Source organism: Synechococcus sp. W55.1 (assembly GCF_047461655.1).
Taxonomy (GTDB): domain Bacteria; phylum Cyanobacteriota; class Cyanobacteriia; order Thermostichales; family Thermostichaceae; genus Thermostichus.
The window spans coordinates 1-26,076 of record NZ_JANSHN010000004.1; the positions used below are offsets into that span (position 1 = coordinate 1).

The 26,076-nt window shown below is 59.2% G+C and carries 28 protein-coding genes; 14 read left to right on the forward strand and 14 right to left on the reverse strand.

The features are described from left to right. Positions 1–232 precede the first annotated feature (232 nt). From NW816_RS02945 to NW816_RS02975, 7 genes are all read right to left on the reverse strand, one after another. Positions 233–799 carry a GDYXXLXY domain-containing protein gene (locus NW816_RS02945; protein WP_414408192.1) on the reverse strand — a complete coding sequence of 189 codons (567 nt, stop codon included), beginning with the start codon at positions 797–799 and terminating at the stop codon, positions 233–235. 26 nt (positions 800–825) lie between these two features. Then, positions 826–1,692, reverse strand: coding sequence for a bifunctional hydroxymethylpyrimidine kinase/phosphomethylpyrimidine kinase (gene thiD / locus NW816_RS02950; protein ID WP_414408193.1), 867 nt, complete (start codon positions 1,690–1,692; stop codon positions 826–828). 173 nt (positions 1,693–1,865) lie between these two features. Continuing rightward, complete coding sequence (locus NW816_RS02955) at positions 1,866–2,060, reverse strand: hypothetical protein (protein ID WP_414342212.1); 195 nt, start codon at positions 2,058–2,060, stop codon at positions 1,866–1,868. Positions 2,061–2,336: 276 nt separating this feature from the next. Next, on the reverse strand, positions 2,337–2,654 hold the full coding sequence (locus NW816_RS02960) for a 2Fe-2S iron-sulfur cluster-binding protein (RefSeq protein WP_011434371.1): 318 nt from the start codon (positions 2,652–2,654) through the stop codon (positions 2,337–2,339). After that, a complete protein-coding gene (locus NW816_RS02965; RefSeq protein ID WP_414408194.1) occupies positions 2,654–2,911 on the reverse strand; it encodes a DUF1816 domain-containing protein in 258 nt (85 codons plus the stop codon). The genes NW816_RS02960 and NW816_RS02965 overlap by 1 nt, the downstream gene beginning before the upstream one ends. Positions 2,912–2,933: 22 nt before the next feature. After that, positions 2,934–4,070 (reverse strand): 23S rRNA (guanosine(2251)-2'-O)-methyltransferase RlmB, encoded by a 1,137-nt coding sequence (gene rlmB / locus NW816_RS02970; RefSeq protein WP_414408195.1) that lies wholly within the window; start codon positions 4,068–4,070, stop codon positions 2,934–2,936. 33 nt (positions 4,071–4,103) lie between these two features. Continuing rightward, the gene (locus tag NW816_RS02975; RefSeq protein WP_011434368.1) at positions 4,104–4,535 is read right to left on the reverse strand and encodes a ribonuclease III domain-containing protein; all 432 of its coding nucleotides are present in this window, start codon (positions 4,533–4,535) and stop codon (positions 4,104–4,106) included. Between the two features lie 208 nt (positions 4,536–4,743). On the opposite strand from NW816_RS02975, the gene NW816_RS02980 reads away from it, so the two are divergent. Further along, entirely contained in the window at positions 4,744–4,944 is a 201-nt protein-coding gene (locus NW816_RS02980) for a CsbD family protein (RefSeq protein WP_414408196.1), read from the forward strand. Between the two features lie 6 nt (positions 4,945–4,950). Here NW816_RS02980 and NW816_RS02985 read toward each other — a convergent pair whose 3' ends face one another. The 3 genes from NW816_RS02985 to NW816_RS02995 all read right to left on the reverse strand — a co-directional run bounded on the left by NW816_RS02985 (position 4,951) and on the right by NW816_RS02995 (position 6,257). Next, positions 4,951–5,439, reverse strand: a complete 489-nt coding sequence (locus NW816_RS02985) for a photosystem I reaction center protein subunit XI (RefSeq protein WP_414408197.1) — start codon at positions 5,437–5,439, stop codon at positions 4,951–4,953. Between the two features lie 100 nt (positions 5,440–5,539). Then, positions 5,540–5,659 carry a photosystem I reaction center subunit IX gene (locus NW816_RS02990; RefSeq protein ID WP_011434365.1) on the reverse strand — a complete coding sequence of 40 codons (120 nt, stop codon included), beginning with the start codon at positions 5,657–5,659 and terminating at the stop codon, positions 5,540–5,542. Between the two features lie 52 nt (positions 5,660–5,711). Continuing rightward, the gene (locus NW816_RS02995) at positions 5,712–6,257 is read right to left on the reverse strand and encodes a Photosystem I reaction center subunit III (RefSeq protein WP_414342216.1); all 546 of its coding nucleotides are present in this window, start codon (positions 6,255–6,257) and stop codon (positions 5,712–5,714) included. Positions 6,258–6,452: 195 nt separating this feature from the next. Here NW816_RS02995 and tsaD point away from each other — a divergent pair, with 195 nt between their 5' ends. Next, on the forward strand, positions 6,453–7,553 hold the full coding sequence (gene tsaD / locus NW816_RS03000; protein WP_414408198.1) for a tRNA (adenosine(37)-N6)-threonylcarbamoyltransferase complex transferase subunit TsaD: 1,101 nt from the start codon (positions 6,453–6,455) through the stop codon (positions 7,551–7,553). Here tsaD and mnmG read toward each other — a convergent pair. Further along, the gene (mnmG, locus tag NW816_RS03005; RefSeq protein WP_414408199.1) at positions 7,511–9,448 is read right to left on the reverse strand and encodes a tRNA uridine-5-carboxymethylaminomethyl(34) synthesis enzyme MnmG; all 1,938 of its coding nucleotides are present in this window, start codon (positions 9,446–9,448) and stop codon (positions 7,511–7,513) included. The genes tsaD and mnmG overlap by 43 nt on opposite strands. 497 nt (positions 9,449–9,945) lie before the next feature. On the opposite strand from mnmG, the gene thrC reads away from it, so the two are divergent. The 6 genes from thrC to NW816_RS03035 all read left to right on the forward strand — a co-directional run bounded on the left by thrC (position 9,946) and on the right by NW816_RS03035 (position 16,425). Continuing rightward, positions 9,946–11,286, forward strand: a complete 1,341-nt coding sequence (gene thrC, locus NW816_RS03010) for a threonine synthase (protein ID WP_414357602.1) — start codon at positions 9,946–9,948, stop codon at positions 11,284–11,286. 104 nt (positions 11,287–11,390) lie between these two features. Beyond that, the gene (locus NW816_RS03015; protein ID WP_414357601.1) at positions 11,391–11,912 is read left to right on the forward strand and encodes a fasciclin domain-containing protein; all 522 of its coding nucleotides are present in this window, start codon (positions 11,391–11,393) and stop codon (positions 11,910–11,912) included. A 36-nt stretch (positions 11,913–11,948) separates the two neighbouring features. Further along, a complete protein-coding gene (locus NW816_RS03020) occupies positions 11,949–12,224 on the forward strand; it encodes a ubiquitin-like small modifier protein 1 (RefSeq protein WP_011434358.1) in 276 nt (91 codons plus the stop codon). A gap of 26 nt (positions 12,225–12,250) precedes the next feature. Beyond that, entirely contained in the window at positions 12,251–12,829 is a 579-nt protein-coding gene (locus NW816_RS03025) for a DNA-3-methyladenine glycosylase (protein ID WP_011434357.1), read from the forward strand. A gap of 16 nt (positions 12,830–12,845) precedes the next feature. Continuing rightward, on the forward strand, positions 12,846–14,153 hold the full coding sequence (locus tag NW816_RS03030; protein WP_414408200.1) for a peptidase C39 family protein: 1,308 nt from the start codon (positions 12,846–12,848) through the stop codon (positions 14,151–14,153). Between the two features lie 322 nt (positions 14,154–14,475). Further along, the gene (locus NW816_RS03035; RefSeq protein WP_414408201.1) at positions 14,476–16,425 is read left to right on the forward strand and encodes an NHL repeat-containing protein; all 1,950 of its coding nucleotides are present in this window, start codon (positions 14,476–14,478) and stop codon (positions 16,423–16,425) included. Between the two features lie 46 nt (positions 16,426–16,471). Here the strand turns inward: NW816_RS03035 and NW816_RS03040 are convergent, their stop codons facing one another. Then, positions 16,472–17,611: an energy transducer TonB gene (locus NW816_RS03040; RefSeq protein ID WP_414408202.1), complete on the reverse strand. Its 1,140-nt coding sequence runs from the start codon at positions 17,609–17,611 to the stop codon at positions 16,472–16,474. Between the two features lie 299 nt (positions 17,612–17,910). Here NW816_RS03040 and NW816_RS03045 point away from each other — a divergent pair, with 299 nt between their 5' ends. Together NW816_RS03045 and NW816_RS03050 are read left to right on the forward strand one after the other, a co-directional pair. After that, entirely contained in the window at positions 17,911–18,387 is a 477-nt protein-coding gene (locus tag NW816_RS03045) for a VOC family protein (RefSeq protein ID WP_414358172.1), read from the forward strand. Positions 18,388–18,405: 18 nt separating this feature from the next. After that, on the forward strand, positions 18,406–19,287 hold the full coding sequence (locus NW816_RS03050) for a Tab2 family RNA-binding protein (RefSeq protein WP_414358169.1): 882 nt from the start codon (positions 18,406–18,408) through the stop codon (positions 19,285–19,287). A gap of 436 nt (positions 19,288–19,723) precedes the next feature. Here NW816_RS03050 and NW816_RS03055 read toward each other — a convergent pair whose 3' ends face one another. Continuing rightward, positions 19,724–21,109: an FGGY-family carbohydrate kinase gene (locus tag NW816_RS03055; RefSeq protein WP_414408203.1), complete on the reverse strand. Its 1,386-nt coding sequence runs from the start codon at positions 21,107–21,109 to the stop codon at positions 19,724–19,726. Between the two features lie 165 nt (positions 21,110–21,274). Then, positions 21,275–21,760, reverse strand: a complete 486-nt coding sequence (locus tag NW816_RS03060; RefSeq protein WP_414358164.1) for a 2Fe-2S iron-sulfur cluster-binding protein — start codon at positions 21,758–21,760, stop codon at positions 21,275–21,277. A 175-nt stretch (positions 21,761–21,935) separates the two neighbouring features. Between NW816_RS03060 and ylqF the strand changes: the two genes are divergently transcribed. The 4 genes from ylqF (at position 21,936) to glgA (ending at position 25,944) form a co-directional block, all read left to right on the forward strand. Then, complete coding sequence (gene ylqF, locus NW816_RS03065) at positions 21,936–22,787, forward strand: ribosome biogenesis GTPase YlqF (protein WP_414408204.1); 852 nt, start codon at positions 21,936–21,938, stop codon at positions 22,785–22,787. A 233-nt stretch (positions 22,788–23,020) separates the two neighbouring features. Continuing rightward, positions 23,021–23,386 carry an NAD(P)H-quinone oxidoreductase subunit M gene (locus tag NW816_RS03070; RefSeq protein ID WP_011432289.1) on the forward strand — a complete coding sequence of 122 codons (366 nt, stop codon included), beginning with the start codon at positions 23,021–23,023 and terminating at the stop codon, positions 23,384–23,386. 81 nt (positions 23,387–23,467) lie between these two features. After that, positions 23,468–23,893, forward strand: coding sequence for a DUF2996 domain-containing protein (locus NW816_RS03075; RefSeq protein WP_414408205.1), 426 nt, complete (start codon positions 23,468–23,470; stop codon positions 23,891–23,893). 575 nt (positions 23,894–24,468) lie between these two features. Beyond that, a complete protein-coding gene (glgA, locus tag NW816_RS03080) occupies positions 24,469–25,944 on the forward strand; it encodes a glycogen synthase GlgA (protein WP_414408206.1) in 1,476 nt (491 codons plus the stop codon). Positions 25,945–26,076: the final 132 nt, after the last annotated feature.

Consider the following 26,076-nt stretch of genomic DNA (forward strand, 5'->3'; position numbering starts at 1 on the left):
ATCTAAAAAAACCAACTTCATCCTCTTTCCTCTATAAATTATTCTCTCTATCCTAACATAAGATCAACACGACCTAGTTTGAATCGAAATGGCCATAGCTTGTTTTCAGCTCAGGGACTGAAATCATCGCTAGAGCCAAATAAAAATTGACAAATTAGAGAAGCATGAGATTATGCTAGATAAAGAGCTTTCCGATTGTGAAAGCTAAAGAAGTCCAAAGCCAAGAATACACTTAGTACCGACGCTCTCTTACCCAGAGGCCGACCAATGCTGCCTTGCCCCAGGGATCCACTTTCACTTCTGCCCGCGTGGCTTCAGGGTAACGCCGAATATCCTCTTCCAAGGCATCTCCAATCGCTTCGGGAATAAAAAATTCTTCGATTCCCAACTTGAGCTGCTGCCCGTCAAACCAGCCTCGCAGCACTTTCTCTTCAGGCTGCAAATCTTTGGGCATCTCCCGGCTGACACCGATTGCTCGCCAAGGTTGAGTGGGATCCCCTTCGGGGGGAGCTAAGCGCAGATAAAGGATCCCTGGCGTCTCCAAATCAGGTAACCAACCCGGCAGTTGCTCTAGGGTGGAGCGTCGAGCGACGACGTAGCCCAAGGTCACGTACCGGCCCCGCAAAAGGTCATAGGGATCCACGGGGGCCGTTTGCAGGTAGATCGTGGTTCCGACAGCGAGGGTCAACGCTTGCCGAGACGGTATCAGCAGAACGATACCCAGTTGCAGCAGGAGGGGTAGCCAAAGCCGCCATTTGGGCAGGGATCCCTTCCTAGAAAGATTCAATGGGCCAGCCATAGTAGCCAGAGAGAGGGACTTCTCTCTTATGGCACAGGTTCGCCGATCCCGGACAGAAGCGGGTAGAAGTGCCCCACCGGCCCCTGCCCTGACCCGATGGCCAAAGGATGTCGCAGCGCCTCCGTTACATAGGCTTTGGCCGCCACCGTGGCCGCAAAGGGATCCTTACCCCAGGCCATCTGCGCCGCAATGGCCGCCGAGAGGGTGCAGCCGGTGCCGTGGGTGTGGCGGGTGGGGATCCGCTCTGTTTTCAGCACTTCCAGTCGCTCGCCATCGAACCACACATCCACCCCCTGCAGTTCCCCCGGCATGCCTCCGCCTTTAACCAACACCGCTCCACAGCCCAGGGTGTGAATCTGCTGGGCCGCCGTTTGCATATCTGCCAGGGACTGCAGCTCCAGCCCCGTTAAAATTTGCGCCTCATAGCGGTTGGGGGTCAGCACCTGAGCCAAGGGGATCAGCCGCTCGCGGATGGCCTGAATGGCCTCATCTGCCAACAACTTCGCTCCCGTGCGGGACACCATCACCGGATCCACCACCAGAGGCCGCAACGTCCAGCGCTCCACCTGACGGGCTACCTCCAGCACGATCTCGGCATTCAGCAACATGCCCGTCTTGATCCCTTGCACCCCGATGTCCTGCACCACAGCCTCGATTTGGGCGGCTACGGCTTCGGGGGGCAGCGCATCCACCCGGCTCACCCCAAGGGTATTCTGGGCGGTCACGCAGGTCAGGGCAGAGGTACCGTGTACCCGTTGGAAAGCAAAGGTGCGCAGATCCGCTTGGATCCCTGCTCCCCCACCACTGTCGGATCCAGCGATGGTGAGGGCGACAGGGGGGTGCTGCTCGGCCAGCAGTGGAGCCGGAGTTGGTTCAGATGCAGAGACAGACATTGGCCAAACGACAAAAATGGGCAAGGGTACCGATAGCCATTTCCATCAATCAATATGAACCATCTCTTTAACGTAGCAATGAAACTGTTGGTTCTCGATTGGTCTGAGACCACTGGGGTATTGGGAAAACTCTTGCAGACGTCTGTCAAGAAGCTGACTAAGAGTGAGTTGTCCTAGTCTAAATCCGAGTAGCCCTCATCAGTGGTGGCGACCACCTCAACCCAGGCTCTATCCCCCTCCACCGCCGTCAAGCTCCAGCGCAGAAGCCGAGCCGGCTGGCCCAGCTCCCGGTCAACTTGCTGACAGAGGGATTGCTCCAGTTGCGGGGCAGAGAGAGGCGAGCTCAACGGCAGAGATAGGTGCAACAAATGCAACTTCACAGGAGTCGAGAACTGATCTCGCCAAGGAAACAGACTTACTTTCGATAACTTCTAACACTAAGAATCCAACAATATAAACTAATGTAGTATTTTCAGATTAGGCTGAGACAGCCGGGCTACTGAGAAAAACCTTTTGGGCCCCTGCATTATTGCTCCGCAACGCTGACGCGACCAAGGTTTTAGTTGTGGGTACAGTGTCCTAGTTTGAATCGAAATGACTACAACACCTACTAACAAGTAGACCTGAACAGAAATCCGGCACGGTTAGGAGCCAAACTGCAAACGGTAAACCTCTTCCTCTTGATCGGTCTCCACCTCCAAATCGGAGGTAGCATAGGCTACACACAGCAGCACAAACCCTTGGGCCTGCAGTTCTGGCCCAATCCCCATTGCCTCTGTCTGAGTCACAGATCCCGACTTCAGCCGCCCCGCACAGGTGGTGCAAACCCCCGCCTGACAAGAGGAAGGTAGCTCTATCCCGTGTTCAAGAGCAGCTTGTAAAACCGTCTGATCCGCAGAGGCAGGGAAGCGGTAGGTTTGGCCGCGGTGATGAAGGGTTACTTGATAAGCCGTAGCAGACATCAGGAACGGGCTCCCGACGGAGTACGGGTCACCGTCAGAGACTGTGGCTGGCGCATTTTCTTCACCAGAGCCTGGATCTTTTTGGCTCCTTCCTTTTGCAGGTCGGCGATGTAGTGGCCTTTGAGCCGCTCCGCCTCAGCTTCATCGGAGAAGGGGCCGTAGTAGTAGGTGCAGTCCTCGGTGGTGATCTCGATCCAGACCGACAGGCCGCGCAGCCTATCCAACAGATTGGCCAAAAGGTTGCTCACGGGATCCATCCCCCATTATCAAGTCTAGCAATCATTGGATGTCCTTTTGCAATCCCCTAGATTCTACTACTTTTATTGACGATTTGTTGAGGAATGTATCAACCTCAGGGCGTTTGAGGTGGTGGGGAGAGCGCTGCCGGTGGATTTCGTAGAGGGCAATGCCGGTGGCCACAGAAGCATTCAAGCTTTCAGTGCGGCCTGCCAAGGGAATGGACAGCAGTTGGTCACAATGGCGTTGTGTGAGCAGGCTAATCCCTTCCCCCTCGGATCCCACTACCAAAGCAATGGGCCGCTGAAAATCGGCGCTATAGATGGGGTCAGCCCCTCGGCTGGTGGTGCCACAAACCCAAAACCCCTGCTCTTTGAGGTATTCCAAAGCCCGATTCAAATTCACCACCCGCGCCACCGGCAAGGTGGAGAGGGCTCCTGCCGCCACCTTCATCACCGTCGAGGTGACTCCTGCTGCCCGCCGCTGGGGGATCACCATCCCCTGCATGCCAAAAGCTTCTACGCTACGGGCAATGGCTCCCAAGTTATGGGGATCCTGGATCCCGTCTAGAACCACCAGCACCGGATTGGGGCCGGCCTGCCGGCTTTTTTCCACCAAATCCTCCAGATCCATGTACTGATAAGGCGTGGCTTGGGCAGCAATACCCTGGTGGTTGGCGCCAGCCGTGAGAGTGTTCAGCCGCTGTGGAGATACTTCGTCGATGACAGTGCCCCGCGCTTTGGCTTCTTCCAACAGAGACAAAAATTGGGGGCTGTAGCGCAACCTCGGCAGGATCCAAACCCGGTTGAGGGTGGCTTGACTTCTCAGGGCGGCCAGTACCGTCTGGCGACCGTAGATGATCTCTTGCTCCAGCTCGGTCTGCGGATCCCGGTCGGCCTGAAGCTGCACTTCTTCCGGCAGAACCCCTGTCCCACCCATGGGAAGGCCGGGATCTCGTTGGCCTGCCGGTTGAGGAGCCACCTTGCCCTGGGGCCACTGCCGCTGTGCGTTGCGGCGGATCGGCTTCACCGGAGCCTCTTGGGTGGCAAGCTTGGGATCCCCGTCTCGGCGTTTGGGCCGCTGTACCCGCTTGCTAACGGATTGCCCTGCCCCTCGCCGCTGCAGTTTGCCCGAGCGAGACAGCCGTGAAGCAGGTTTGCGCTGAGAAGTCTTGGGCATGGGCGTGGAAGATGGAAAGACGGAAAGACTATCCTAACCTTCCCACTCGCCTAGGGTCTCAGCCAAAACATCAGTGAGGGCGAGGATATGGCGCAGCCGTTCGGGATTGGCCAGGTAGAGATAGCCCAGAACTGTTTCCAGGCCGCTGGCGTTTTGGTAATCGGCCAGAGGCAGATGCCGGGGTGGGCGACCGCAGCCATTGCGACCCCAGCGGACAATTTCCTGCTCTTCGGGGTTGAGATGGGGCAACAGGGCCAACAGCAGCTTAGCCTGAGCCGAGCCGCGCACCCGCCTCACCACCTGCTGATGATAGCGCTCCAGTCGATCCGGAGGAAATAGCCGTTGCCGCCGCACATGCAGTTCGTAAATGGCGTCTCCCAAGTAGGCCAAGGCTGCGGGCGATAGGCGGCGAATCTCGGCCAAGGAGGGCCTTTCGGAAGTGGGCTCGAACAGCAGATCGTTCACAGCAGCTCACGAAAGATAGGCAGAAAAAATGTCTAGAACCGCTGTCATCGGCTCATTGCAGGATTCAGTCCATGCTAAGACAAGCTTCCTCTGGTCTGCTAGCCTGACTCGCGCTCTTTCCCCCCTTGCAGGTGATTTGGATCACGAGGCCCAGAGAGAAAAGGTGCTATCGAGTAGGCAGGGCAAAGCCGGTTAAGGGGCTGATGTTATGAGCCTTGAAAAGCCAGTTGGAGTTACTGCCAAGAATCTGGAGAGCAAAATCCAAGAAATTGTGGGTGAGCTGGCCAGCGATCAGCGTGAAAGGCTGGAAGGCAGGGCCGAGCAAGCGGAAGCAGCCGCCCACCCTGGAGTCGAAGATGCTCGAGAGGCAATCAAAGACGTTGTGGATGATGTGATGGAAGGCCAATAGCCTCAATTAAGACGCAGGAATCAGGAGATCCGCATTTAGCAAAAGCAGGTAGGCGACGATCGCCCCCCCCATACCCCCTACCAAAAAGCCAGCGGCCAATTCGCTCCAAGATTGGGATCCCTTTACCGGCCCTGTGTTGCGCTGCGAGGTGACAGAGCCGTAGAGAGAAAGGGCCGCCGTCAGGATCAGGATCAGGCCACAGGCTCCCAAAAAGCCGCTCAGCAGACCGATGGGCTCGTTGCGCAGCGGCCCCAGCTTGGCAAAGGGGCCGACCAGCCAATAGCCGTGGGCCATACCGATTTCCAAGCCCCGCCAAATGGAACTCAATCCCGGTCGGTTGATGGGCAGCCAGTCGATCAACAGCCGGACAACAGGCGCGTGGTTGATCGGTGTCCAGAGATCCCCAATTTGCGGATCTCCCTCAGGGACGGTGACGTATCCCTTATTCATGTTCAACCTATTCAACGGAGCAGGATCGGCATTGGGTTCGACCATTTCAGCAACTCTGTGTTCAGTTCAAAGGAGGATGGAAAAAAGCCTAAAAAAGCAGGGATCCCACCGGGCGTAGGTTGCGCTGGGGATCCCTGGCCTACACTCAGAACGTCAAAATGTCGGGGAAGAAGCGATTGATCTCGATGAACAGGGCAAAAACGAAGCTGGAAAACAGGATAAACGCCACCGGAGCAGTGGTGAGAAACTTGGTGAAGTCAGCCATAGATGCCTCTCAAAGATTGAACAGATCGAGTTAGAAAGCCGGGCTCAGCTCCTCAGCGGGGCGAGATGGGCACAGCCGCTTCCGGCTCTCGAATTTCGCCACTGGCAATCTCCTTGAAAGCAGCAGCAGGCCAAGCCAAAGCCGTGAGGAAACACCGCAGCGCCAGCGGTACATCGATCAGGCTCTCTTTCATCTCGGGGCTATCCTCATCCCGAACCGCGATGAGGTAAGAACGCCCGGCCCAGCCCAGCCAACCGGCGATATAGAGGAAAAGCAGGCCGGGGATGAGAAACTCGCCCGCATGGTTCAACCGACCATCTGTAACCAGGTGGGGCAGGCCCTCTTCGCCGCAGAGCAGCTTGCTGTAGCGCTCAAAGCGCTTGCTGGTTTGGGCCAGCTTTTGCTGGTAGACGGGAGCCATAGCAGGGCTGGCGTTGAGGATCTTCTCCTCTAGGCTGCTCAGGCGTTCGTTCATCAGAGCCTGAAAAGCGGGAACTTCGCTGCAAGGTTTCAGACCGATCAAGGGCTCTGCCTGCACAGATTGGGCGAGGCCAAGCGCGATGCAAAGGGCCAAAAGAAGGCTTAAAAAGGTTCGCATAGCAGGATGTGTCCTTGAGGTAGGGGTCTAGGATCTGTCCAAATGCTAAGGGATGCTAAGTGCAGCAACAGGCACTAAACGGTTAGTATCATACTCCTGAGCGCCTCGCCCCGAAGGATCCTGAGTTTTAGCTCACACAATTCTTAATTTAAGGATCCCAAGGCTTTCCTATTCCTTTCCCCAGCTTGCTCTCCCATGCCCCGCGTCCTTGCCATCGAAACCAGTTGTGACGAAACGGCTGTGGCTGTGGTGGCGGCGGATGCAGCCTGGCCGGGGTTTGCCCCACGGCAGCTCAGCTCCGTGGTGGCCAGCCAAATCGACCTTCATGCTGCTTACGGGGGGGTGGTGCCGGAGGTGGCCTCTCGTCAGCATGTGGAAACCTTGCCCTTTGTGCTGGAGAGGGCTCTGCAACAGGCAGGATTGGAGGTGGCCGAGGTAGATGCCATTGCCGTAACCTGTGCGCCGGGCCTGGTGGGATCCCTGCTGGTGGGGCTGATGGGGGCCAAGACCCTGGCTTTGCTTTACGACAAGCCCCTGATCGGGGTGCATCATCTGGAGGGCCATCTCTTCAGCGGCTTCTTGGCAGAGCCCGATTTGCGCCCCCCCTGCCTATGCCTTTTGGTATCGGGAGGCCATACCAGCCTGATTTGGATGAAGGACTACGGGGACTACCAGACGGTGGGCCGCACCCGCGACGATGCTGCCGGCGAGGCATTTGATAAGGTGGCGCGGCTGTTGGGGCTGGGCTACCCGGGGGGGCCGCAGATCGACCGTTGGGCCCAGCAGGGGGATCCAGAGCGGTTCCCGCTGCCAGAGGGCAAAGTGGATCATCCCTACGACAGCAGCTTCAGTGGCCTAAAAACGGCGGTGTTGCGCCTAGTACAGCAGTTGCGGCAAGAGGGCCAGGAGTTGCCCATTGCCGATATTGCCGCCAGCTTTCAAGCCCGCCTGACCGGTGCACTTGCCCAAAAAGCGGTGGCCTGTGCCGAAGCGCTGGGCCTCTCGACACTGCTGCTGACCGGAGGGGTGGCTGCCAATCGAGAGCTGAGGGCCCGCCTCAGGGAAGCAGCCCGGCAAAAGGGGTTGCGGGTGGTGATCCCGCCGATTGCCCTTTGTACCGACAATGCGGCCATGATCGGGGCGGCTGGTCTCTGCCATTGGCTGAGAGGGGAGGTCTCGCCGCTGGAGCTGGGGGTGGCCTCTCGCCTGCCCCTGGAAGGGATCCCTTCCCTCTACCTGGGTGGGGGCGGAGCTCATACAGAAGAACAGACGGGATCTGCCGCAGCCGTCCTCTGACGTTGCCTCACTTCCAGGTAGATCAGCAGGGCATTGATGTCGGCGGGGTTGACACCGCCAATGCGGGCTGCCTGGCCCACGGTGAGGGGACGCACCGCCGAGAGCTTATCCCGCGACTCTTTGGATAGGGTGGGGATGGCCTGGTAGTCGAGGTCAGGAGGCAAGGGGCGATGGTACTGTTTGCTCACCTGCTCGATTTGGCTTTGCTGCCGCTGGATGTAGCCGCTGTATTTGACGGCAATTTCCGCTGCTTCCTGCTCAAAGGGATCCAGCTCCGCATCCCCCAGCCCCAGTTCCAGGAGATCGGAGTAGTGAATCTGGTTGCGGCGCAAGATCTCGGCCAGAGTGGCGGATCCCTTGATCCCCTGTCCGGTCAGTTGGCTCAGTTGGATCCCGGCGGGGTCTTGGGCCTTCACCCGTTGGCTTTCCAGCCGTTGAATTTCGGCTGCGATACGGGCTTGCTTGGCTTGGAACAGGGCCCAGCGCCGGTCATCGATCAAGCCCCATTCCCGCCCCAGGGGGGTGAGCCGTTGGTCGGCATTGTCGGAGCGCAGGATGAGGCGGTATTCGGAGCGGCTGGTGAGCATGCGGTAGGGCTCCCGCAGTTCTTTGGTGCAGAGATCGTCGATGAGGGTGCCGATGTAGCTGGACTCCCGCGGCAGAATGACCAGAGGTTTGCCCTGAACCAGGCGGGCAGCGTTGATCCCGGCCATCAGCCCCTGAGCTGCCGCCTCTTCGTAGCCGGTGGTGCCGTTGATCTGGCCGGCGCAAAACAGCCCCTGCACTTTTTTGGTCATCAGAGTGGGGTAGAGCTGGGTGGCCGGCAGATAGTCGTATTCCACCGCATAGGCGGGGCGCAGCATGACACACTTTTCCAGACCCGGCAGGGAGCGCAACATCTGGATCTGGATTTTCTCCGGCATGCCGGTGGAGAACCCCTGGATGTAGAGCTCCGGCAGATCCCGCCCTTCCGGTTCGATAAAAATCTGATGGCTTTCCTTGTCGGCAAAGCGGACAATTTTATCTTCGATGCTGGGGCAATAGCGGGGCCCTTTGGCCTCTACCCAGCCGCCATAGACGGGGGTTTCGTGGAGATTTTCCCGGATGATGCGGTGGGTCTCTGGGGTGGTGCGGGTCAAGTAGCAATCCATCTGCTCCCGTGGCACCCACACTTCGGGGTCGAAGCTAAACCAGCGCACATCGGGATCCCCCGGTTGCCGCTCCATGACCGAAAAATCCACGCTGCGCCGATCCACGCGGGCAGGGGTGCCGGTTTTCAGCCGGCCCGTCTCCAAGCCCAGTTGGTGCAGGGTGTCTGTCAGCCCTTCCACCGCAAACTCCCCCGCTCGTCCGGCAGATTGCCAGTGACGGCCAATCCAGATGCGCCCCCCCAAAAACGTGCCGGTGGTCAGGATCACCGCTCGGCAGCCGAAGATGGTGCCAAAGTGGGTGACCACGCCGACGATCTCATCGTTGCGCCCCAACACCAAATCGGTAACGGTGCCCTCGCGAATCGTCAGGTTGGGCTGGTTTTCCACCACCGAGCGCATCACCCGCGCATATTCCCGTTTGTCGGTTTGTGCCCGCAGCGCCCACACCGCCGGCCCCCGCGAGCGGTTGAGCACCCGCTTCTGTAAATAGGTGCGGTCGGTGATTTTGCCCATCTCGCCGCCGAGGGCATCGATTTCGTGTACCAGTTGCGATTTGGCCGGGCCGCCGACGGCGGGGTTACAGGGTTGCCAGGCGATCTTGTCCAGATTCAATGTCAGCATGAGGGTGTTGCAGCCCAGCCGCGCTGCTGCCAACGCTGCCTCGCAGCCGGAGTGCCCCCCGCCGACCACCACCACATCGTAGTGATCGAGAAAATCAATGCTGTCCCGTCCAACTCTGAGCATAGGGTGGCAATTCCAAAATGAATAGCCGGGATCCCCGGTCTTTTAATTTTCAGGTTATTTCAGCTCGCTTATCCAGCTTAGCGATGGCGGCAACGGATAGGGTTATTTGCGACCGGCCTGAGGCAGGCAGAGCAGTAGGGAAAGTTTTCTGTTGCCCTGGGAAATAAAGTTGGGTAGAGGCTCAGTTCCCAGCCTAAGTCACCTGATTGAAGAGTTGAAGAGACCTCAGGGCGCTGGGATCAGCTCCCCCAAGGCTGCCGATAGCAGGGGATCCCAGAGGAAAGGGCAGAGTCGCCCAAGGGATGTTGCGGCTCATACAAACACCAGACAGCCCGCCTGAGAGAGCCAAGCACCGATTCCATTATCCTCAACCGGATCTAATCCAGACTATTTTAGTCGGGTTTAGTTGACGCGGCAGATTGCGGGTGATAAGATTCCCCCCAACGATAGGTAAGTTCAATCCAGCGCCCACCCTTTCCTTCACCTTGAGGCTGCCCATGTCCCAAACTCTTTCCGAACGCCCGCTCAGCCCTGCCGATTCCCCGTTGGCCTCTGCCTTGCACAGCTCCAAGGTGGGCTTCAGCCGTTTGCGCTGTCGGGAGTGTGGCGCCGAGTATGAGCCGGTCGCCAAGCATGTTTGTGAGCTGTGTTTCGGCCCCCTCGAAGTGGCTTATGACTACGACTGGCTGAAGCGCACGGTTAGCCGTCAGAGCATCCAGGCCGGGCCGCATTCCATCTGGCGCTATCGGCCTTTTCTGCCGGTGACTTCTGAGAAGCCCATTGATGTGGGCACGGGCCTGACCCCTCTGATCAAAGCGGAGCGGCTGGGTCGGCGGCTGGGATTGAAAAATCTTTACATCAAGAACGATGCCGTCAACATGCCCACCCTCAGCTTCAAGGATCGGGTGGTGTCGGTGGCGCTGACCCGTGCCAAGGAGCTGGGCTTTACCACCGTCTCTTGCGCCAGCACGGGCAACTTGGCCAACTCCACCGCTGCTATTGCCGCCCACGCCGGCTTGGACTGCACCATCTTCATCCCGGCGGACTTAGAAGCGGGCAAAGTGCTGGGATCCCTGATTTACAACCCCACCGTTATGGCTGTAGAGGGCAACTACGACCAGGTGAATCGCCTCTGCGCCGAGGTGGCGGATCGCTACGGCTGGGGCTTTGTCAACATCAACCTGCGCCCCTACTACTCAGAAGGCTCCAAAACCCTGGCCTATGAGGTGGCGGAGCAATTGGGTTGGCAACTGCCGGATCAGGTGGTGATCCCATTGGCCTCGGGATCCCTGTACACCAAGGTTTACAAAGGCTTCCAGGAGTTTGTGAAGGTGGGGCTGGTGGCGGATAAGCCGGTCACCTTCCACGGCGCCCAGGCGCAGGGATGTTCGCCCATTGCCCAAGCCTTCCGCGAGGGACGGGATTTTGTCACTCCGGTTAAGCCCAATACCATCGCCAAGTCCATCGCCATCGGCAACCCTGCCGACGGGATCTACGCCCTGGACATTGCCCGCAGAACCGGTGGGCAGATCGCAACGGCCACGGATCCCGAGATCATCGCCGGCATTAAGCTCCTGGCCGAGACCGAAGGCATCTTCACCGAGACTGCCGGCGGCACCACCATTGCCGTGCTCAAACACCTGGCAGAATCCGGTCAAATCGATCCGGAGGCGGTTACAGTAGCCTACATTACCGGCAACGGCCTGAAGACCCAGGAGGCGGTTCAACCCCACGTAGGCCATCCTCTGGTGATCTCGCCCAAGCTGGAGAGCTTTGAACAGGCTTTGGAGCGCGCCCGCACCCTAGAGCGGCTGGACTGGCAAGAGGCATCAGTATGAACTCGGTTTGCAGGGAAGACCCTCTCCACTGCCTCTTAACAGGATCTTAATGAAGAACTGTTAAGATCCCTGGCGTAGACCTATTGGCTCAGGAGCTTTGCACGATGCCTATCTTTCCTTCTGTTCAGCGCCTTGTTCGCCGTTGGATCCCGGTGGCGGCTGTACTGACCCCGCTTGTCTTTGCTCCCGTGGCCCGGCCACAAGGGCTGAACACCATTGCCGTTGAGCTGGAAACCTTGCCCAGCAGCTACTCGACGCTGGCAGCGGCTTTACGGGCGGCGGGGCTAAATACGGCTTTGGCAGGGCCGGGGCCGTTCACGGTCTTTGCCCCTTCCGATGTGGCCTTTGGGCAACTGCCGCCGGGTACAGTGGAGACGCTGTTGCAGCCGGCCAACCGGGCTCAGCTCACCCGCATTCTCACGTATCATGTGGTGCCGGGGCGGATTACCTCGTTTGATTTGCAACCGGGCCAGTCGGCTACTCTCACCACCTTGGCAGGGCTGCCGCTGCAGGTGCAAGTGGGATCCGATGGCAGCATCCGGGTCAACGGGGCTAACGTGAACCTGGCGGATATTCCAGTTTCCAACGGCGTGATTCACGGCATCGATGGGGTGCTGCTACCCTAGTTTTTTGATGTTGGTTAATGGACGAGGCATTGGGCTATGGCAGTCAAGGTGCTGATTCCCAACACGCTGCGGGCGCTCACCCAGGATCAGGGGGTGGTGAATTGCGAGGGATCCACCATCCGCGAATTGTTGGATGCTTTGGAACAACGCTGTCCGGGGATTAAGGCGCGGCTGTGCGATGAGAAGGGGGAATTGCGCCGCTTCGTCAACTTTTATGTGAACAGCGAAGACATTCGCTTCCTCAAGGGATGTGACACCCCTCTGCAAGATGGGGATGAGGTGAGCATCGTCCCTGCCGTTGCTGGGGGCTGAGGGCTGCCAAGCCTGCCGTGGACGCTGTGGAGTGGTTGAGCCAGCCGGCCCCGCTGGTGGCACCTGCCTTGCTGGGCATGGTTCTGGTGCGGCAATTTGCCGATGGGCTGCAGGTGCGGGCCCAGATCGTAGAGACGGAGGCCTACACGGCTGGGGATCCGGCCTGCCATGCCTACCGCCGCAAGACCCAACGCAACCAGGTCATGTTTGGCCCGCCAGGGCATCTCTACATCTATCGCATCTACGGCCTCTACCACTGTCTAAATATCGTTACCGAGCCAGAAGGGATCCCGGCGGCGGTTCTGATCCGGGCAGCTCAGTTGGATCGCCTGCCAGACTGGATCCCGGCCAACAAACAGAATCAGCCAGCACGGGCGGCGGCGGGGCCGGGCCTGCTCTGTCAAGCACTGCGCATCGACGGATCCCACAACGGCTGGCGGCTAGAGCGGGCGGAAGCCGGCCAGGAAGGCATTTGGCTGGAGGGATCCCCCTCTTGGCAAACGCAGTTGTCCATCGTCCAAACCACCCGCATCGGCATCACCCAAGGAGCCGAGATCCCCTGGCGCTGGTACATTGGTGGACATCCGGCGGTGTCGCGCTATTAGTGGGGGCAGGCGGACAATGCTCGCAGAAGGCAGTGGCTATCGGCAGGGGCTGCCTGGGCTGGTCAGCGGGGTTGTGCTGCTCTTGCTGGGGTTGCCCGCGTTGGCCCAGCCTGTTCCAACTTTTCCAGGACTCTTGACGATGCAAGCCCAGACCCACTCCACCTATCGCACCGGGTTTCAGCGCTGGCGGGCGGGAGAAGCTCAGGGGTTTCAGGACTGGTCAACCCAAGGGATCTGCCTGAACGCCCGAGGGCAATTGGTCTTGGATCCAGAGGGTTTGCGGCAAGAAGTCAGCCTTGAAGAGCCTGAGGTGGCGCTTCGGGGGCGCCCTTTCTATCCCCTTGGCCCCTACTGGGTGGGAGAAGCCACCAGCCCAGCAGTCCCCACCAGCTTCCCTATGGTCGGGGCAATCGCTTCCTGGAATGCCACCACGCCCCCCGGCACCTGGTTGGAACTGTGGATTCGGGCCAAGCTTTCAGACCGCTGGACAAAGTGGTATCACGGCGGGGTATGGGCTGCGGATCCCTTGACTCTGGCCAGCCACTCAGTGCAAGGACAAGGGGATGAGGATGGCAACCTGTACACGGACTTGCTGGTGCTCAAGGATACCCTCAACGGAGCAGAAGCCTTCCAGGTCAGGGTGCGCCTGTTCACGCAAGAGCCAGGCCGTTCTGCCGTTGTGGATCAGGTGGCAGTTGCCATTTCCAACGAGCCGGTCAGGCCCAGCCGCCTATCCCCTGGGGATCCCAGCCGCTGGGGCAAAATCTTGGATCTGCCTTGGTGCTCCCAGATGGTGTACCCCGATGGGGGAGAGGTCTGGTGTAGCCCCACCTCTTTGGCGATGGTGATGGCCTACTGGAAGCGGGATCCCCGCCCCTGTGAGGTGTTGGTGCGCGCAGCAGTGGCCGGTGTGTATGACCGGGTTTACCAGGGCCATGGCAACTGGGCTTTCAACGTCGCCCATGCTGCCGAGCAAGGTTTGTCCGGCGTGGTGGCGCGGCTGGAGAGCTTGGCTCAAGCAGAAGCCTGGATCGCGGCAGGGGTTCCGGTGATCCTCAGCTATGCTTGGGGTGAGGGAGAACTGGAAGGGGCGCCAATTCCCAGAAGCAACGGCCATCTGGCGGTGCTGGTGGGGTTTGCTCGCGGCAGCGGTGCGGAGCAGTTTAGCCATGGGGATCCCATCGTCCACGATCCGGCGGCCAAAACCAACGAAGAGGTTCGCCGTACCTACCGCCGCGAACAGCTAGAGTCGTTGTGGCTGGAGCACTCCGGGGGTACCGTCTACTTGATTCATCCGCGAGAGTGGCCTGTCCCCACTCTATAGCCGAACCGGGCGAACGCGGGCAGCATCGACTTACAGCGCTACCGCTATGGCCTGGATGATTTCCTGGCCGCTGAAACTGCTATCTGGTCTTTCGGTGGGGATTTGAGTAAGGATAGATGGAGTGAGGAGTGCGACTCACCTGCGGGTGAGGATGGTTGGTCATGAATAGGAATGCGGTTCAGGGGCCAAGGCATTGGTCGAGGTGGCTCCTGCGGCAGAGAGGGTGCTGGGCAATTCTCGCCGGTTTGTACGCTGATGAAGGTAAGCGTGGGGGTTTGGGTTTCCGCCATTTCCCAGTTTGTGGGAGGGGATGAGCTGCATCATGCCACGACGGGCTTCCCTGACACCGCTACCTTGGCCTGCGCTGAGTGCCTTGGTGCTGGCTCTCTCGGGCTGTGGCGAGCTTTCTTCTTCTAGTCTGTCTCCCAGCGTTGTTCCCCCTGCGGCCCTACAGCCGGTTTTAACTCCAACTCCTCTCCCTCCCTCCCCGCTTTCTCTGACTTTCGAGCAAGCCCGCCAGTCCGGCTTGTCGGTGCCCAGCAACCGCATCGTTCTGCTGCTCCAGGAACAGGGATCCGATCTGGTGGCCCAGCTACCGGCCTCAGAGGTGGATCGCTGGCTGGCTCGCACTCCCACCTGGCCGGGGGTGGAAGGGATCGACCTGAGCATTACCCTGGGCACTTATCGCCAAACCGCCACTGCCCCTCTGCGCCCAGGGCAACCGGCCACCTTCACCTTTACCAACCCCCCCGCCGGAGAAGCGGAGCTCAGCGCCATCGCCTATCGGGGATCCACCACTCTGGCGCAAGGGAAGGGATCCCTGACCCTTTCTGTCCGCTCTGGAGGTTCTGGCGGTGCTAACCGTCCTCCCCAAGACACAGAGCGCCAGCGCCGCCTTTCTATGTTGGTGCTCTCTGAGGTGGGGGTACCGCTGCTGCACACCAGCTCGGCAGCGCCCACCCTTGGCCAGCCGTTGCTGCTCTCAGGGGAAAATTTGGAGCGGGTGGAAACGGTTCTCTTTGCTGCAGCAGCCAATCCCGAGCGCATCCTGAGGGGGGAAATTCGCTCCCGCAGCGGTGACCGCCTGGTGGTGATGCCGCCTTCTTCTCTTTCCGGCTCAGTTTGGGTTGCTGTTGCGGATGCTTCCGGGCAAGGGCTGGGTACACTGGTCTACGATTGGCCTGCCGCTACTCCTTCCCCCAGCCCCTCTCCCACCCCCACTGCTCCGGCAGCATCGGCCTGGGTGGTGGAAACTTTGCTGGATGGCCGCACCTCGCCCGCGGCAGATCCTGTCGGCAACGCCCCTGATAACACCGGCACCGAGTCCAGGATCTACCTGCAGCAAATCAGCGGCATTGCTGTGGATCCTGAAGGAGCCTTCTATTTAGCCGATAGAGCCCAGCACCGCATCTTCCGGCTGTCTCCAGAGGGGGAACTGGAAGTTTGGGCCGGCACAGGCCAAGCAGGCCGCCGCGACGGAGCAGCCAATCAAGCTCAGTTTGACTCCCCACAGGGGCTGCTCTGGGATCCCAAGGGGGGATTGTGGGTGGCCGACAGCGGCAACCATTGCCTGCGCTATATCAACCTGCAACGACAGGTGAGCACCTTTGCCGGCACTTGTATAGCCGGATACCGAGATGGGGGGCTTGACCGAGCTCAGTTCCGGGAGCCATCTGGGCTGGCTTTGGGTTCAGATGGCAGCCTCTACGTTGCCGACCGCGCCAATCGCCGCATCCGCCGCATCACCCCTGCAGGTGAAGTGACCACGGTTGCCGGCACCGGCCAGCCGGGATCCGTCGATGGCCCAGCAGAACAGGCCCAGCTCCTGCAGCCCACGGCTCTGGCGGTGGATAAGGAGGGGAACCTCTGGATTGCCGATGGACATCGCCTGCGCCGGCTCTCTGCTGGCGGACGAGTGACCACCCTCTCCGGGGCAGAGCCAGGCTATCGGGATGGCCCCCTGGCAGAGGCCCGTTTTCAAACCCTGGGGGGGCTGGCCTTCGATGCGGCAGGCAACCTCTGGGTGGCCGACCGAGATAACCATCGCATTCGTCGTCTTCAGCCTGGGGGACAAGTTTCCACCTTGGCCGGACAGAATCAGCGCGGTTGGCAGGATGGCCCCACCTCGGCAGCCCGGTTTGAGCAGCCTGCCGGCTTGGCAGTCTTACCGGATGGCAGTGTGGTGGTGGTGGATGCCGGCTTGCCGGGCTTGCGTCGCATAAGCCGCGTTGCCTCTGGGCCCGCCACCCCAACTCCTGTGGGATCCCTGTAGGCTCTTGCCAGGCCGCCGTCTTTTGGGTTTCGCAGGGATCCCCTCCTCAGTTGGCGGATCCCCCTACAGTCAACTGGCCCAGCACGTTGATATCAAAGGTGAAATTAATCGTCACCGAGTTGCCCTCATAAGCCTCAGGCAGGGGCAGGAAGGGGGCTGCCCTCTGGATAGCCGTCAGCGCCGCATCATCGGTTTGTTGGCTGCCAGACGTGCGCCCCAGGCGAATGCTCTGCAGATCGCCAGCTCGACCCACCGTAAAAATCACCACCGTGCGACGCGAGGTGCCGGTCTGTCCAGGGATCCAATTTTGCTCCACTTTCCGCTGCAAAGCGGCCAGCCAGGGGCCCCAATCCACATCGGCCCGCGCTGCCACACTGGGGGGATTGGGAGCGGATTGGGTGGGGTTGGCCAATCCACTAGCTCCACTGCCCTGGATCCCGGCTCCATTGCTGGGAGCAGAGGCACTGACCGGAGGCCCCAACTGGGAAGAGTCAGAGGGCCGCTGGGCGGGAAGAACCTCTGTCACCGGTTGCGGAGCGGGCGGAACGGGAGCCAATTGGCTGGGATCCGAAACCCGCTCGCTTGGCTGTATGGGCAAGGGCTCCGCAGTTGGCGGGGGAGTGGGCCTTGGGGAGGGAGCAGCCGCCACAGGCGGTGGAGTTTGGGTCGGAGTAGGTCTGGGGACAGGCGTGGGAGGGGGCGGTGCCGCAGTCGGGGTCGCGGTGGGCTGAGGGGGAGCGGGGGTTGGGGTAGGCGTGGGCGTGGGTGGAGGGGTTGGAGTTGGGGTTGCCAGGGCAACTGCAGCCGGGGCAGGTGGTGGTGGAACAGGGGCAGGCGGTGGCGGTGGTTGGGGTCTTGGCGGAGGAGGAGCAGGGGCCTCCTGGGGAGGGGCGGCCTGAGATTGAGGTGGACTGCCTTGAGACGGAGGAGCTTCTACCCGCTCACCCCCATCGCGGGAATCAACTTCTGAAACCAGATCTGCTTCCTCTGGGGGCTGCAGATCTTCTGGATCCAGAAGGATAAACTCAATGGCTTCTTGTTCTGGCTCGCGAGTGAGCCAAAGCCGCCCCAAGTGGAGCAATCCCAGCAGCACCAGCACATGCAGCAGCAGCGATAGCGCCACCATCCAAAAAAAGTTGCGAGATTCATCCTCGCGGCGGCGCTGCTCAATCCAGATGCTGGTCATGGCCAAGATCGCCCTCTTGCGTCTTCAACGCTCTCAACACACCGAGTTGTCTGTTGCAGACTCGGCCACGCGGGTAACACACTAGCTAGTGTTATAGCATCCGAGCAGTTGGCACTCCTGCGCAAAGGCGTACAGTCTATCTCGGGCTTGAGAAGGGATCCCACCTTGCAGCAGCTCTAAGATCGCCTACCTTGAAAAGAGCGGGGATCCCATTAGCCGGGGAAAAGCCCCACAGCTCGGGGTGCTGGCTCTGATGTTGGCTGGTGGGGCACTTTTGGCAGCTTTCTAGGAGAACGTTGATGGAGACTATCCGCTTTCATCTGGCCTTTCCGGTTGCCGATATTGCCTTGGCCAAAGCCTACTACGGCGATGGCTTGGGCTGTGAAATCGGTCGAGAAACCCCTGCTGCCGTCATCTTTAACCTGTATGGCCATCAACTGGTGGCCCACCTCACCCACGAAGAGCTGACGCCCCAGCGGGGCATCTACCCCCGCCATTTTGGCCTGATCTTCCCCACCCAAGCGGATTGGCAGGCGCTGGCCGACCGTGCCCTGGAGCGAGCCTTGCCCTTTTATCAGGAGCCGCGTTGGCGCTTTGTTGACACCCCTTTGGAACACGGCACCTTCTTTTTGCAGGATCCCTTCTACAACCTGCTGGAGTTTAAGTACTACCGCCACGCTTCCGCCATTTTTGGGGAGCGGGAGTTGGCCTTGGTCGGGGACAGTGCTTCCCACCGCTCACGCGAACGATCCCCGGCCCGCTCAAGTGGCACGTAGCGCGATAGGAGGGATCCTTTGGCCACTCAACCCCTGCGTTCTGGCCCTGCGCGCTGCCCTATCTGGCAGATGGATTTCAACGCCGTCCCCCTGCGGGATGAGCAGAACCGACGGGTTTGGGAGCTGTTGGTGTGCGATCCCACCGGCCAGTTTCGCCAAGCGCAGTATTGCAGCAACCAAGAGGTGAACAGCACCTGGGTGGCACGACAGTTGCGGAGCTACCTGGAAGCTGCCCCACAGCCTCCCTCGGCCATTCGTGTGTTTCGAGCCCGCATGAGTTCCATCCTGCAACGGGCCTGCGATGCGGTTGGGATCCCGATGCTGCCCAGTCGTCGCGTTTACACCCTCAAAGCCTGGATGCGAGAACGGGCAGAGCGGGTTTACCCCCAAGAGACTCAGTTCACCTACAGCCCCGAACCTCCTGTGGATCCCGATCCGCCGGATCCTATCCGTCTGCCGGACAAGTTGCAGGGAGAACGCTGGGCTTTCGTTACCTTGCGAGCTGAGGATCTGCGGGAAGCCGACGCTTGGCCAATGGAATTTGGCGAGCTTTTTCCGGTTGCCTGGGACACTTTGACGCCCGACCCATTCGCGCCAGCGGTACGGAGCACCCTCATTCCCGGCTTGGTGATCGCCTCCCAGCGGGCTTTACCGATGGCGGCCTGGATGAGCGGTATGGAGCCCGCTTACTTGAGTGTGGCAGACGGACGGCTCCTGTTCGAGGCAGGCCTCAACGATTGCTACCTATTTGCGCAACTGAGAGATGAAAAACTGCGAACAGAGGCAGAAGTCTTTGCCCAGCGCCAGCAGCAGGCCCAAGGGATCCACTTTCTCGCCATTCAAACCGATTTCAAGGCCCAGTCCTTCGCCGGCTTCTGGCTGATGCAACATCCCCTATGAACTATGAATATCAGTCGTTTGCAAGAGCAGAGTGCAGCCCGAACAACTGGGGAGATCATCATCGCTGTCTCAGAGGGAAAAACCTACAGTCATTCAAGGAGGAATGAGACTGTTCCGCTGCATGGCTTCCTGGCTCCTCTCTCCCTTTCCTAGGGATGGTCGCGGAAGCGGCGTGAAGCGTTTGGACGGCACCGCGGAGCAGTTGAGAAGTGCCTTGATCTATAGTCTTTCAGCTTAGGGTGAGACGCCCGAGCTACGGAGAAAAGCTTCCTGACCTCGTGCATGATTGCTCCGCAACGCTGATGCGACGATGCGACGACGCAGCCCATGTTTTAGGTGGGCGTAGTGTCCTAGTTTGGATCGAAATGACTGTTGAAATGACCGTAGCAAGAACCCCAGCGCTACGGGGAAGCAAGCTGGTGGGGCAGGGAGCATGTCAAAGCAGGTTGCTCAGGCGGCTGTGAAAGGCTGAGTAGATCTCTGCGTAAGACTTCGCCCATTCTGGATCTGGTTGAACATAGCGTTCCACCTGCACCAATCGATCGGCAGCCTGTTGGACAGAGCAGCACCAATAGGCAGAAGCAGCCAAGATGGCTGCCCCCACAGCCGGCTCTGGGTGTTTCACCACGGCCAAGGGACGGGCAAGGATACTGGCGCGCAGGCGCAACCAAAGAGGGCTTTTGCTGCCTCCGCCGGTGGTGAACATCGGACTCTGTTCTGACACCGGGATCCCTTGAGCCGCCAACGTTTCCAGCCCCAGCCGCTCGACCATGGCTACCCCCTCTAACAACGCAGCATAAAAACGGGGGGATCCCTCTTCTGCCTCCGGCAAGAACCCGGCAAACCGGGGATCGACAATGGGAAAACGTTCTCCCGGCTGACAAAGGGGATAGCTGACCAGCCCAGTGGGCAGATAAGCCTGGGCTTGCTGATCCAGCACTTGCAAGTTGCCGCCAGGGAAGTAATGGGGCAAAACTCCGCCTCCACAAAAGGAAGCCGCTCCCGGCCACCAAACCGTTCGTTCGCGACAGTGGTGTGGAGCACAGTCCGGGTGCAAATGGGAATAGATGCTTGGGGTTTGTATGGGATCCGGACTGTTGGCCTTGAAAATGAGGGTTGTGCCCAAGCTGGTGGAAACCTGACCTAAGCGGGTGGCCCCTGCTGCCAATTGCCCGGCACAGCCATCCGTGATCCCTGCCGCGATCAGCACTTCCGGCCCCAATCCCCAGTCTGCTCGCACCGTTCCCAAAACCGTTCCCGGCGACACCACCTCGGGGAAATGCTTAGGATCAAGGCCCTGCCGCGCCAACCACTCCTGAGGCCAGGTGTAGGTCTCCAGGTCAAAGCCACTTTTGAGGGCGTGGGTGTGATCGGTAACCAGCTTGCGCCCCCCCAGTTGGCTCAGCAAAAAGTCCGCCGGATGGGCCAGGTAGCTGTCTCGATACTGATCAGGATGGGCTTCCGCCCACCACAGCCAACGGCTGAGGCCCCAACTGGCAGGGATCCCCAATTGCTTGGCCTGAGCCTGGCCCCGCGGGTCGGAATACAGCCACGCCTGTTCCAACGGCATGCCCCGACCATCCACCGGCAGAATGGTGCCGGAAGTGCTGCACGCACTCAGAGCGGCAATGGAATACCGATCCCCCAGTTGCGCGGTTAGTTGTCCCAGAAGGGCTTTCAGGGTTCGCAACCAGCGGCCTGGATTGGTCTCTGGGGGATCCCACCGGCGCTCGCTTTTGGCCACCACCTCTCCTTGTTCTGAGAGGGCCACCACCCGCATCCCAGAAGTGCCCAGATCGATCCCAAGAAACACAGGGGGCATAGGGGTACTCATCTCATCATCAGCTCATCATTAGGAAGGAAAATGCCTTGTCATGATGGAGTGCCCAAGGCCCAAGAATGCTCTCTGTATAGATGGGGTGGCCAAGTGGCTCAAACTGGCCTAAAGGATGGGAAAGGACTCCGGCCCGCTGTCGCGATCACAATTTCAAAACTCCTGGCTGCTCCGAGCCAACGCTTCTTGGATATCCAGATCCAGCCCTTTCACCGATTCCAGCACCGAGCGGGTGATCAGCTTACCCTCCTGCACCAAAATGGCGCCGGTTACAGGGTGCAAAAGCGGCTGTTCGGCCCGCCGACCGATCAACGCCTCGATATCCTGAAAAGCATTGATGTACATCCCGGCAGGCAATTCCACCACCACCCCTTCCCCCAGCACGCGCGCTTGGCAGGCCAGGCGGGAGTTGGGCTTGCAGGTGGTGATCGCCTCCAGGGTGCGCTGCTCCCGCTTGCTCACCGGAGACAAAGACTCCATCCCTTCCTTAACGTACACATGGCAGGTGGCACAGAGGCCGCGCCCGCCGCACTCTTTCAACACATTCAGCTCTTCCTGCAACAGTACCGAGAGCAAATTGCTGTTGGTGGCGATTTCAGACACTTGGGCAATGGGATCCAACCGCACGCGCTTGACCATAACCTTCCCTCTGTTACACGCCTTAACATTAGCTTGTCCATGAAATAAAGATCCCAGCCGCGTCCACATTGTATTATTGGCTACCTCGGTGGGCAGGTTGAGCCTCTTTTGGGGAATCGGGCTAGATTGGATCCCACTGTTGATTTCTGCTGTCCACTTCTAGGGTTCTGGCGGCATGAGTTCTCCGGCCATCCAGTGGTATCCCGGCCACATTGCCAAGGCGATCGGCCAGTTGCGGGAAGAGTTGCAGCGAGTGGATGCGGTCATCGAGGTGTTGGATGCGCGGATCCCTTCGGCCAGCCGTCATCCTGAGCTGGGCCGGTGGCTGGGGGAAAAACCTCGCCTCCTGGCTCTGAACAGGGCGGACTGCATTGAGGCTGGGGATCTGAAAGCTTGGCAGGAGTATTTTTTACGGCAAGGGATCCCTGTCTATCCCACCAATGGCCGCTCAGGAGAAGGGGTGAATCGCCTCAAGCAGGCGGTCTTGCAACTGGGGCAATCGGTCAATATGCGGCGTCAACAGCGGGGAATGCGACCGCGGGCCGTTCGGGCGGTGGTGGTGGGCTTTCCCAATGTGGGCAAATCTGCTTTGCTGAATCGACTGTTGGGGCGGCGGGCAGCCGAGAGCGCAGCACGTCCTGGGGTGACGCGGCAACTGCGGTGGGTGCGGCTGGGGGGAGAGTTGGATCTGTTGGACTCGCCGGGCATCCTACCGCCCTCTCTGCCGGATCAACAGGCGGCTTCTCTGTTGGCCATCTGCGATGACATCGGCGAAGCGGCCTACGATCCCGAACGGGTGGCGGCCTACTTTTTGGATCACGTGCTGAGGGTGCAGCCCCAAGCCCGATCTCTCCTACAAAGGCGCTACGGTTGGCCGGATCCGATCCCTCCCGGTGGTGCTGCAGTGCAGGAGTTGGCCGAGCGGCGGTATCAAGGGGATCCTCAACGGGCAGCACGGCAAATTCTCAACGACTATCGCAAGGGCTTGCTGGGGCCGCTGGCCTTGGAACTTCCTCCCAATGCGTGAGCCCCCTACAAGAAAGTCACGTTGTTGCTATGGGCAGGGGAACCGCAACGCTGTCGCGATAGGCCGCTGTGGGAACTTGCTCACCTCAATGTGCAGGCGCTCCAGTAGGGGAATAGCAGCGGGCATAGAAAAAGCTTGGGCCGAAGTAAGCCGAGGGCAAATAGCGGATCCCCCACAAGCGCTAGGTAATGATACGCTGTTTAGCAGGTTAGATCCGGATCGGAGCCATTGCAATGCTGAAATGCACCACTCGTCACGTCCATATCTTTGCCGGTGAAGTTACTGCCGACAACAACTTCGTGCCCCGCGACGACCTGTTTACCCTCGATGTGGATCCGGACAACGAGCTGGTCTGGACGGATGCTGCGCTCCAGAAGGTCTATGCCCGTTTCGAGGAACTGGTGGAAGAGTACCGAGGGCGAGATTTGACCGAGTACAACATCCGCCGCATTGGGTCTGACCTGGAACATTTCATCCGCTCCCTGCTCAAGCAAGGGGAGATCGCCTATAACCTGCAGGGGCGTGCCCCCAACTTCAGCATGGGCTTTCCCCAGATCCCTGCTGAAGAAATTGTCGGCCAGTACATTCCCAAGGGCTAGCTCTTTGCCGGTTCTGGACGGAGTTTTTGATGGTTTTGCATCTGAGTCTTTACACCCATCTGATTGTTGGAGCGTTTCCCCATGTCTGGAGAACCCACCCCCGAAGTTGCTGCTACCGAGAAACCTGCTGAAGCTGCCAAGCCTGCTGCTGAGGATTCCCCCAAAGCTGCCGGGAAAAAAGTCGCTAAGGAAGAAAAGCCCTTCGAGCAACAGATCACGGAAGAGGTGATCCCGGCGGCCATTGCGGCTTTTCAAAAGCGTGGGGTCAACGATCTGGAGCTGCGCCTAGAAGGCAAGACGCTGATCGGGGCGTTTGCAGGAGGCAAGAAGCAGTTCAGCGTGCTGTTTGCTGAGGGATCCTTGAATGGTCGCAAGTTCTTTCGCTGTACCACGGCGGGATCCCCGGCCAGCACCATCGAGTCTTTTATGATTGACGAGCGGCGCGTGGATGTTAACCTATTCGTGTTTTATTTGGTGCAGCGCCTTTACGCTCAGCAGTGGTATTGAGTTCGCGTGACCTTGAAGGATCCCTGGCTACCCCTAGCCGGAGAGAGTAAGCCTGCTCGCAAGAGACGAGGGGAGGTGCAGCCGGCTGCAGTTACCGTAAAGCCGGGATCCATCCGGCCCCGTTCTCTGGCATGCCTAGATCCTAAACAGGGTACTTCGGTTGCTGCTTTCTCGGAAGATGAGCTGCACACTCGGATCGAAGAACGGTGCCCATATGCCGGGGTCAACCGTTCATAGCCGTTTCAGGTTAGGGTAAGACGCCTGGGCTATTGAGAAAAGCCTTCTGGCCTTGTGCATTATCGCTCCGCAACGCTGACGCGACCAACGTTTTGAGTGGGGGTGCAGGGCCCTAGTTTGAATCAAATGACCCTAATTCCGTAGAGAGCTGCTCCCGTAGATCAGGTTCCTGAGCAAATGGCGCCGCTTGAGCCTGAACCCAGTCTGCCCAGAGGTTATCTAAAGTGAGGATCCCTAATTGTGGGGATCCCTTGCCGCTGCGAGGGATGTTCTGTCGGGGCCAAAAACGATTATCGTTTTGTGAAGAAAGGTAAGGCTCTGCTACAGGAGATCTCGAAATGTACATCGTGCAGATTGCGTCTGAATGTGCCCCGGTCATCAAGGCGGGGGGACTGGGGGATGTGGTGTACGGCCTCAGCCGGGAGCTGGAAGTGCGGGGGCACTGTGTCGAGCTGGTTTTGCCCAAGTACGACACGATGCGCTACGACCAGATCTGGGGCTTGCACGATGCCTATCGCGATCTCTGGGTGCCCTGGTACGGGGGGGCCATCCACTGTTCGGTGTACTGCGGCTGGGTGCATGGCCGCCTTTGCTTTTTCATTGAGCCTCACTCAGGAGACAACTTCTTTAATCGCGGGTGTTATTACGGCTGCCCGGATGACAACATGCGTTTTGCTTTTTTCAGCAAGGCGGCTTTGGAGTTTCTCCTACAAAGCAACAAGCGCCCCGACATCATCCATTGCCACGACTGGCAGACAGGGTTGGTACCGGTGCTGCTGTTTGAGATCTACAAGTACCACGGCATGGGAAACCAGCGGGTGTGCTACACCATTCACAACTTCAAACACCAAGGCTTTGGCGGCCCAGAGATTCTTTGGGCTACCGGCCTCAACCGCGAACCCTACTACTTCCACTACGACCGTTTGCGCGATAACTTCAACCCCTTTTCTCTCAACTTTATGAAGGGGGGAATTGTTTTTTCCAACTTTGTCACTACGGTCTCTCCCAATCACGCGCTGGAGGTGCAATTTGGCGACTACGGCTATGGACTTGGCCATACCCTCTACTTGCACCGGCACAAGTTTCGCGGCGTTTTGAATGGCATCGATTACGACATTTGGAACCCGGAGATCGACCGCTTTATCCCCGTGCGCTACACTGCTCAAACGCTGGAAAATAAAGCTAAAAACAAAAAAGCTCTGCGGGATCGGCTGCTACTGCAGGATGTTGACAAGCCTATCGTGGCCTATATCGGGCGATTGGACGAGCAAAAGGGCGTGCATTTGGTGCATCATGCCATCTACCGCTCCCTGTTCAAAAATGCCCAATTTGTTCTGCTGGGATCCGCTACGGAGCGAGGGATCGGCGCTTGGTTTGCCCACGAGAAAAGCTACCTCAACAACAACCCCGATGTTCACATTGAGTTGGGCTTTAACGAAGAACTTTCCCACCTTATCTATGCGGGGGCAGACATCATCGTAGTGCCCAGCCACTACGAACCCTGTGGACTCACTCAGATGATTGGCTTGAAGTATGGCACAGTTCCGGTGGTGAGAGGAGTGGGCGGCCTGGTGGATACCGTCTTCGACCGCGACTACGATCCCCACAAATTGCCCGAACAAAGCAATGGTTACGTCTTCTATCACACAGATCCGGCAGCTCTGGAGTCGGCTCTGGACCGGGCCATCGACCTTTGGTACACCGCTCCCGACCAGTTCCGCCGACTGCAGATCCAAGGCATGAGCTACGACTACTCCTGGAACTATCCCGGCAAGGAGTACCTGGAGATCTACGACTTCATCCGTCACCGCTGAGTCTGACAGCGATCCCCAGCGATCCCAGCCCTTGACCCCGCGGATGAAATGCTGGACGATAGGTAGCAATTGGGGGCTTAACCTTCTCTACAGATTTGCTGCTGAAGAAGGTGGGCTCGCCCCGTTATTTTT

Bases quoted from the DNA above. Each gene is read 5' to 3' on its own strand.
- NW816_RS02945 (WP_414408192.1), bottom strand. From the start codon at position 799: ATGGCTGGCCCATTGAATCTTTCTAGGAAGGGATCCCTGCCCAAATGG.
- thiD (WP_414408193.1), bottom strand. From the start codon at position 1,692: ATGTCTGTCTCTGCATCTGAACCAACTCCGGCTCCACTGCTGGCCGAG.
- NW816_RS02960 (WP_011434371.1), bottom strand. From the start codon at position 2,654: ATGTCTGCTACGGCTTATCAAGTAACCCTTCATCACCGCGGCCAAACC.
- NW816_RS02965 (WP_414408194.1), bottom strand. From the start codon at position 2,911: ATGGATCCCGTGAGCAACCTTTTGGCCAATCTGTTGGATAGGCTGCGC.
- rlmB (WP_414408195.1), bottom strand. From the start codon at position 4,070: ATGCCCAAGACTTCTCAGCGCAAACCTGCTTCACGGCTGTCTCGCTCG.
- NW816_RS02980 (WP_414408196.1), top strand. From the start codon at position 4,744: ATGAGCCTTGAAAAGCCAGTTGGAGTTACTGCCAAGAATCTGGAGAGC.
- NW816_RS02985 (WP_414408197.1), bottom strand. From the start codon at position 5,439: ATGGTCGAACCCAATGCCGATCCTGCTCCGTTGAATAGGTTGAACATG.
- NW816_RS02990 (WP_011434365.1), bottom strand. From the start codon at position 5,659: ATGGCTGACTTCACCAAGTTTCTCACCACTGCTCCGGTGGCGTTTATC.
- NW816_RS02995 (WP_414342216.1), bottom strand. From the start codon at position 6,257: ATGCGAACCTTTTTAAGCCTTCTTTTGGCCCTTTGCATCGCGCTTGGC.
- tsaD (WP_414408198.1), top strand. From the start codon at position 6,453: ATGCCCCGCGTCCTTGCCATCGAAACCAGTTGTGACGAAACGGCTGTG.
- mnmG (WP_414408199.1), bottom strand. From the start codon at position 9,448: ATGCTCAGAGTTGGACGGGACAGCATTGATTTTCTCGATCACTACGAT.
- thrC (WP_414357602.1), top strand. From the start codon at position 9,946: ATGTCCCAAACTCTTTCCGAACGCCCGCTCAGCCCTGCCGATTCCCCG.
- NW816_RS03015 (WP_414357601.1), top strand. From the start codon at position 11,391: ATGCCTATCTTTCCTTCTGTTCAGCGCCTTGTTCGCCGTTGGATCCCG.
- NW816_RS03020 (WP_011434358.1), top strand. From the start codon at position 11,949: ATGGCAGTCAAGGTGCTGATTCCCAACACGCTGCGGGCGCTCACCCAG.
- NW816_RS03030 (WP_414408200.1), top strand. From the start codon at position 12,846: ATGCTCGCAGAAGGCAGTGGCTATCGGCAGGGGCTGCCTGGGCTGGTC.
- NW816_RS03035 (WP_414408201.1), top strand. From the start codon at position 14,476: ATGCCACGACGGGCTTCCCTGACACCGCTACCTTGGCCTGCGCTGAGT.
- NW816_RS03040 (WP_414408202.1), bottom strand. From the start codon at position 17,611: ATGACCAGCATCTGGATTGAGCAGCGCCGCCGCGAGGATGAATCTCGC.
- NW816_RS03045 (WP_414358172.1), top strand. From the start codon at position 17,911: ATGGAGACTATCCGCTTTCATCTGGCCTTTCCGGTTGCCGATATTGCC.
- NW816_RS03055 (WP_414408203.1), bottom strand. From the start codon at position 21,109: ATGCCCCCTGTGTTTCTTGGGATCGATCTGGGCACTTCTGGGATGCGG.
- NW816_RS03060 (WP_414358164.1), bottom strand. From the start codon at position 21,760: ATGGTCAAGCGCGTGCGGTTGGATCCCATTGCCCAAGTGTCTGAAATC.
- ylqF (WP_414408204.1), top strand. From the start codon at position 21,936: ATGAGTTCTCCGGCCATCCAGTGGTATCCCGGCCACATTGCCAAGGCG.
- NW816_RS03070 (WP_011432289.1), top strand. From the start codon at position 23,021: ATGCTGAAATGCACCACTCGTCACGTCCATATCTTTGCCGGTGAAGTT.
- NW816_RS03075 (WP_414408205.1), top strand. From the start codon at position 23,468: ATGTCTGGAGAACCCACCCCCGAAGTTGCTGCTACCGAGAAACCTGCT.
- glgA (WP_414408206.1), top strand. From the start codon at position 24,469: ATGTACATCGTGCAGATTGCGTCTGAATGTGCCCCGGTCATCAAGGCG.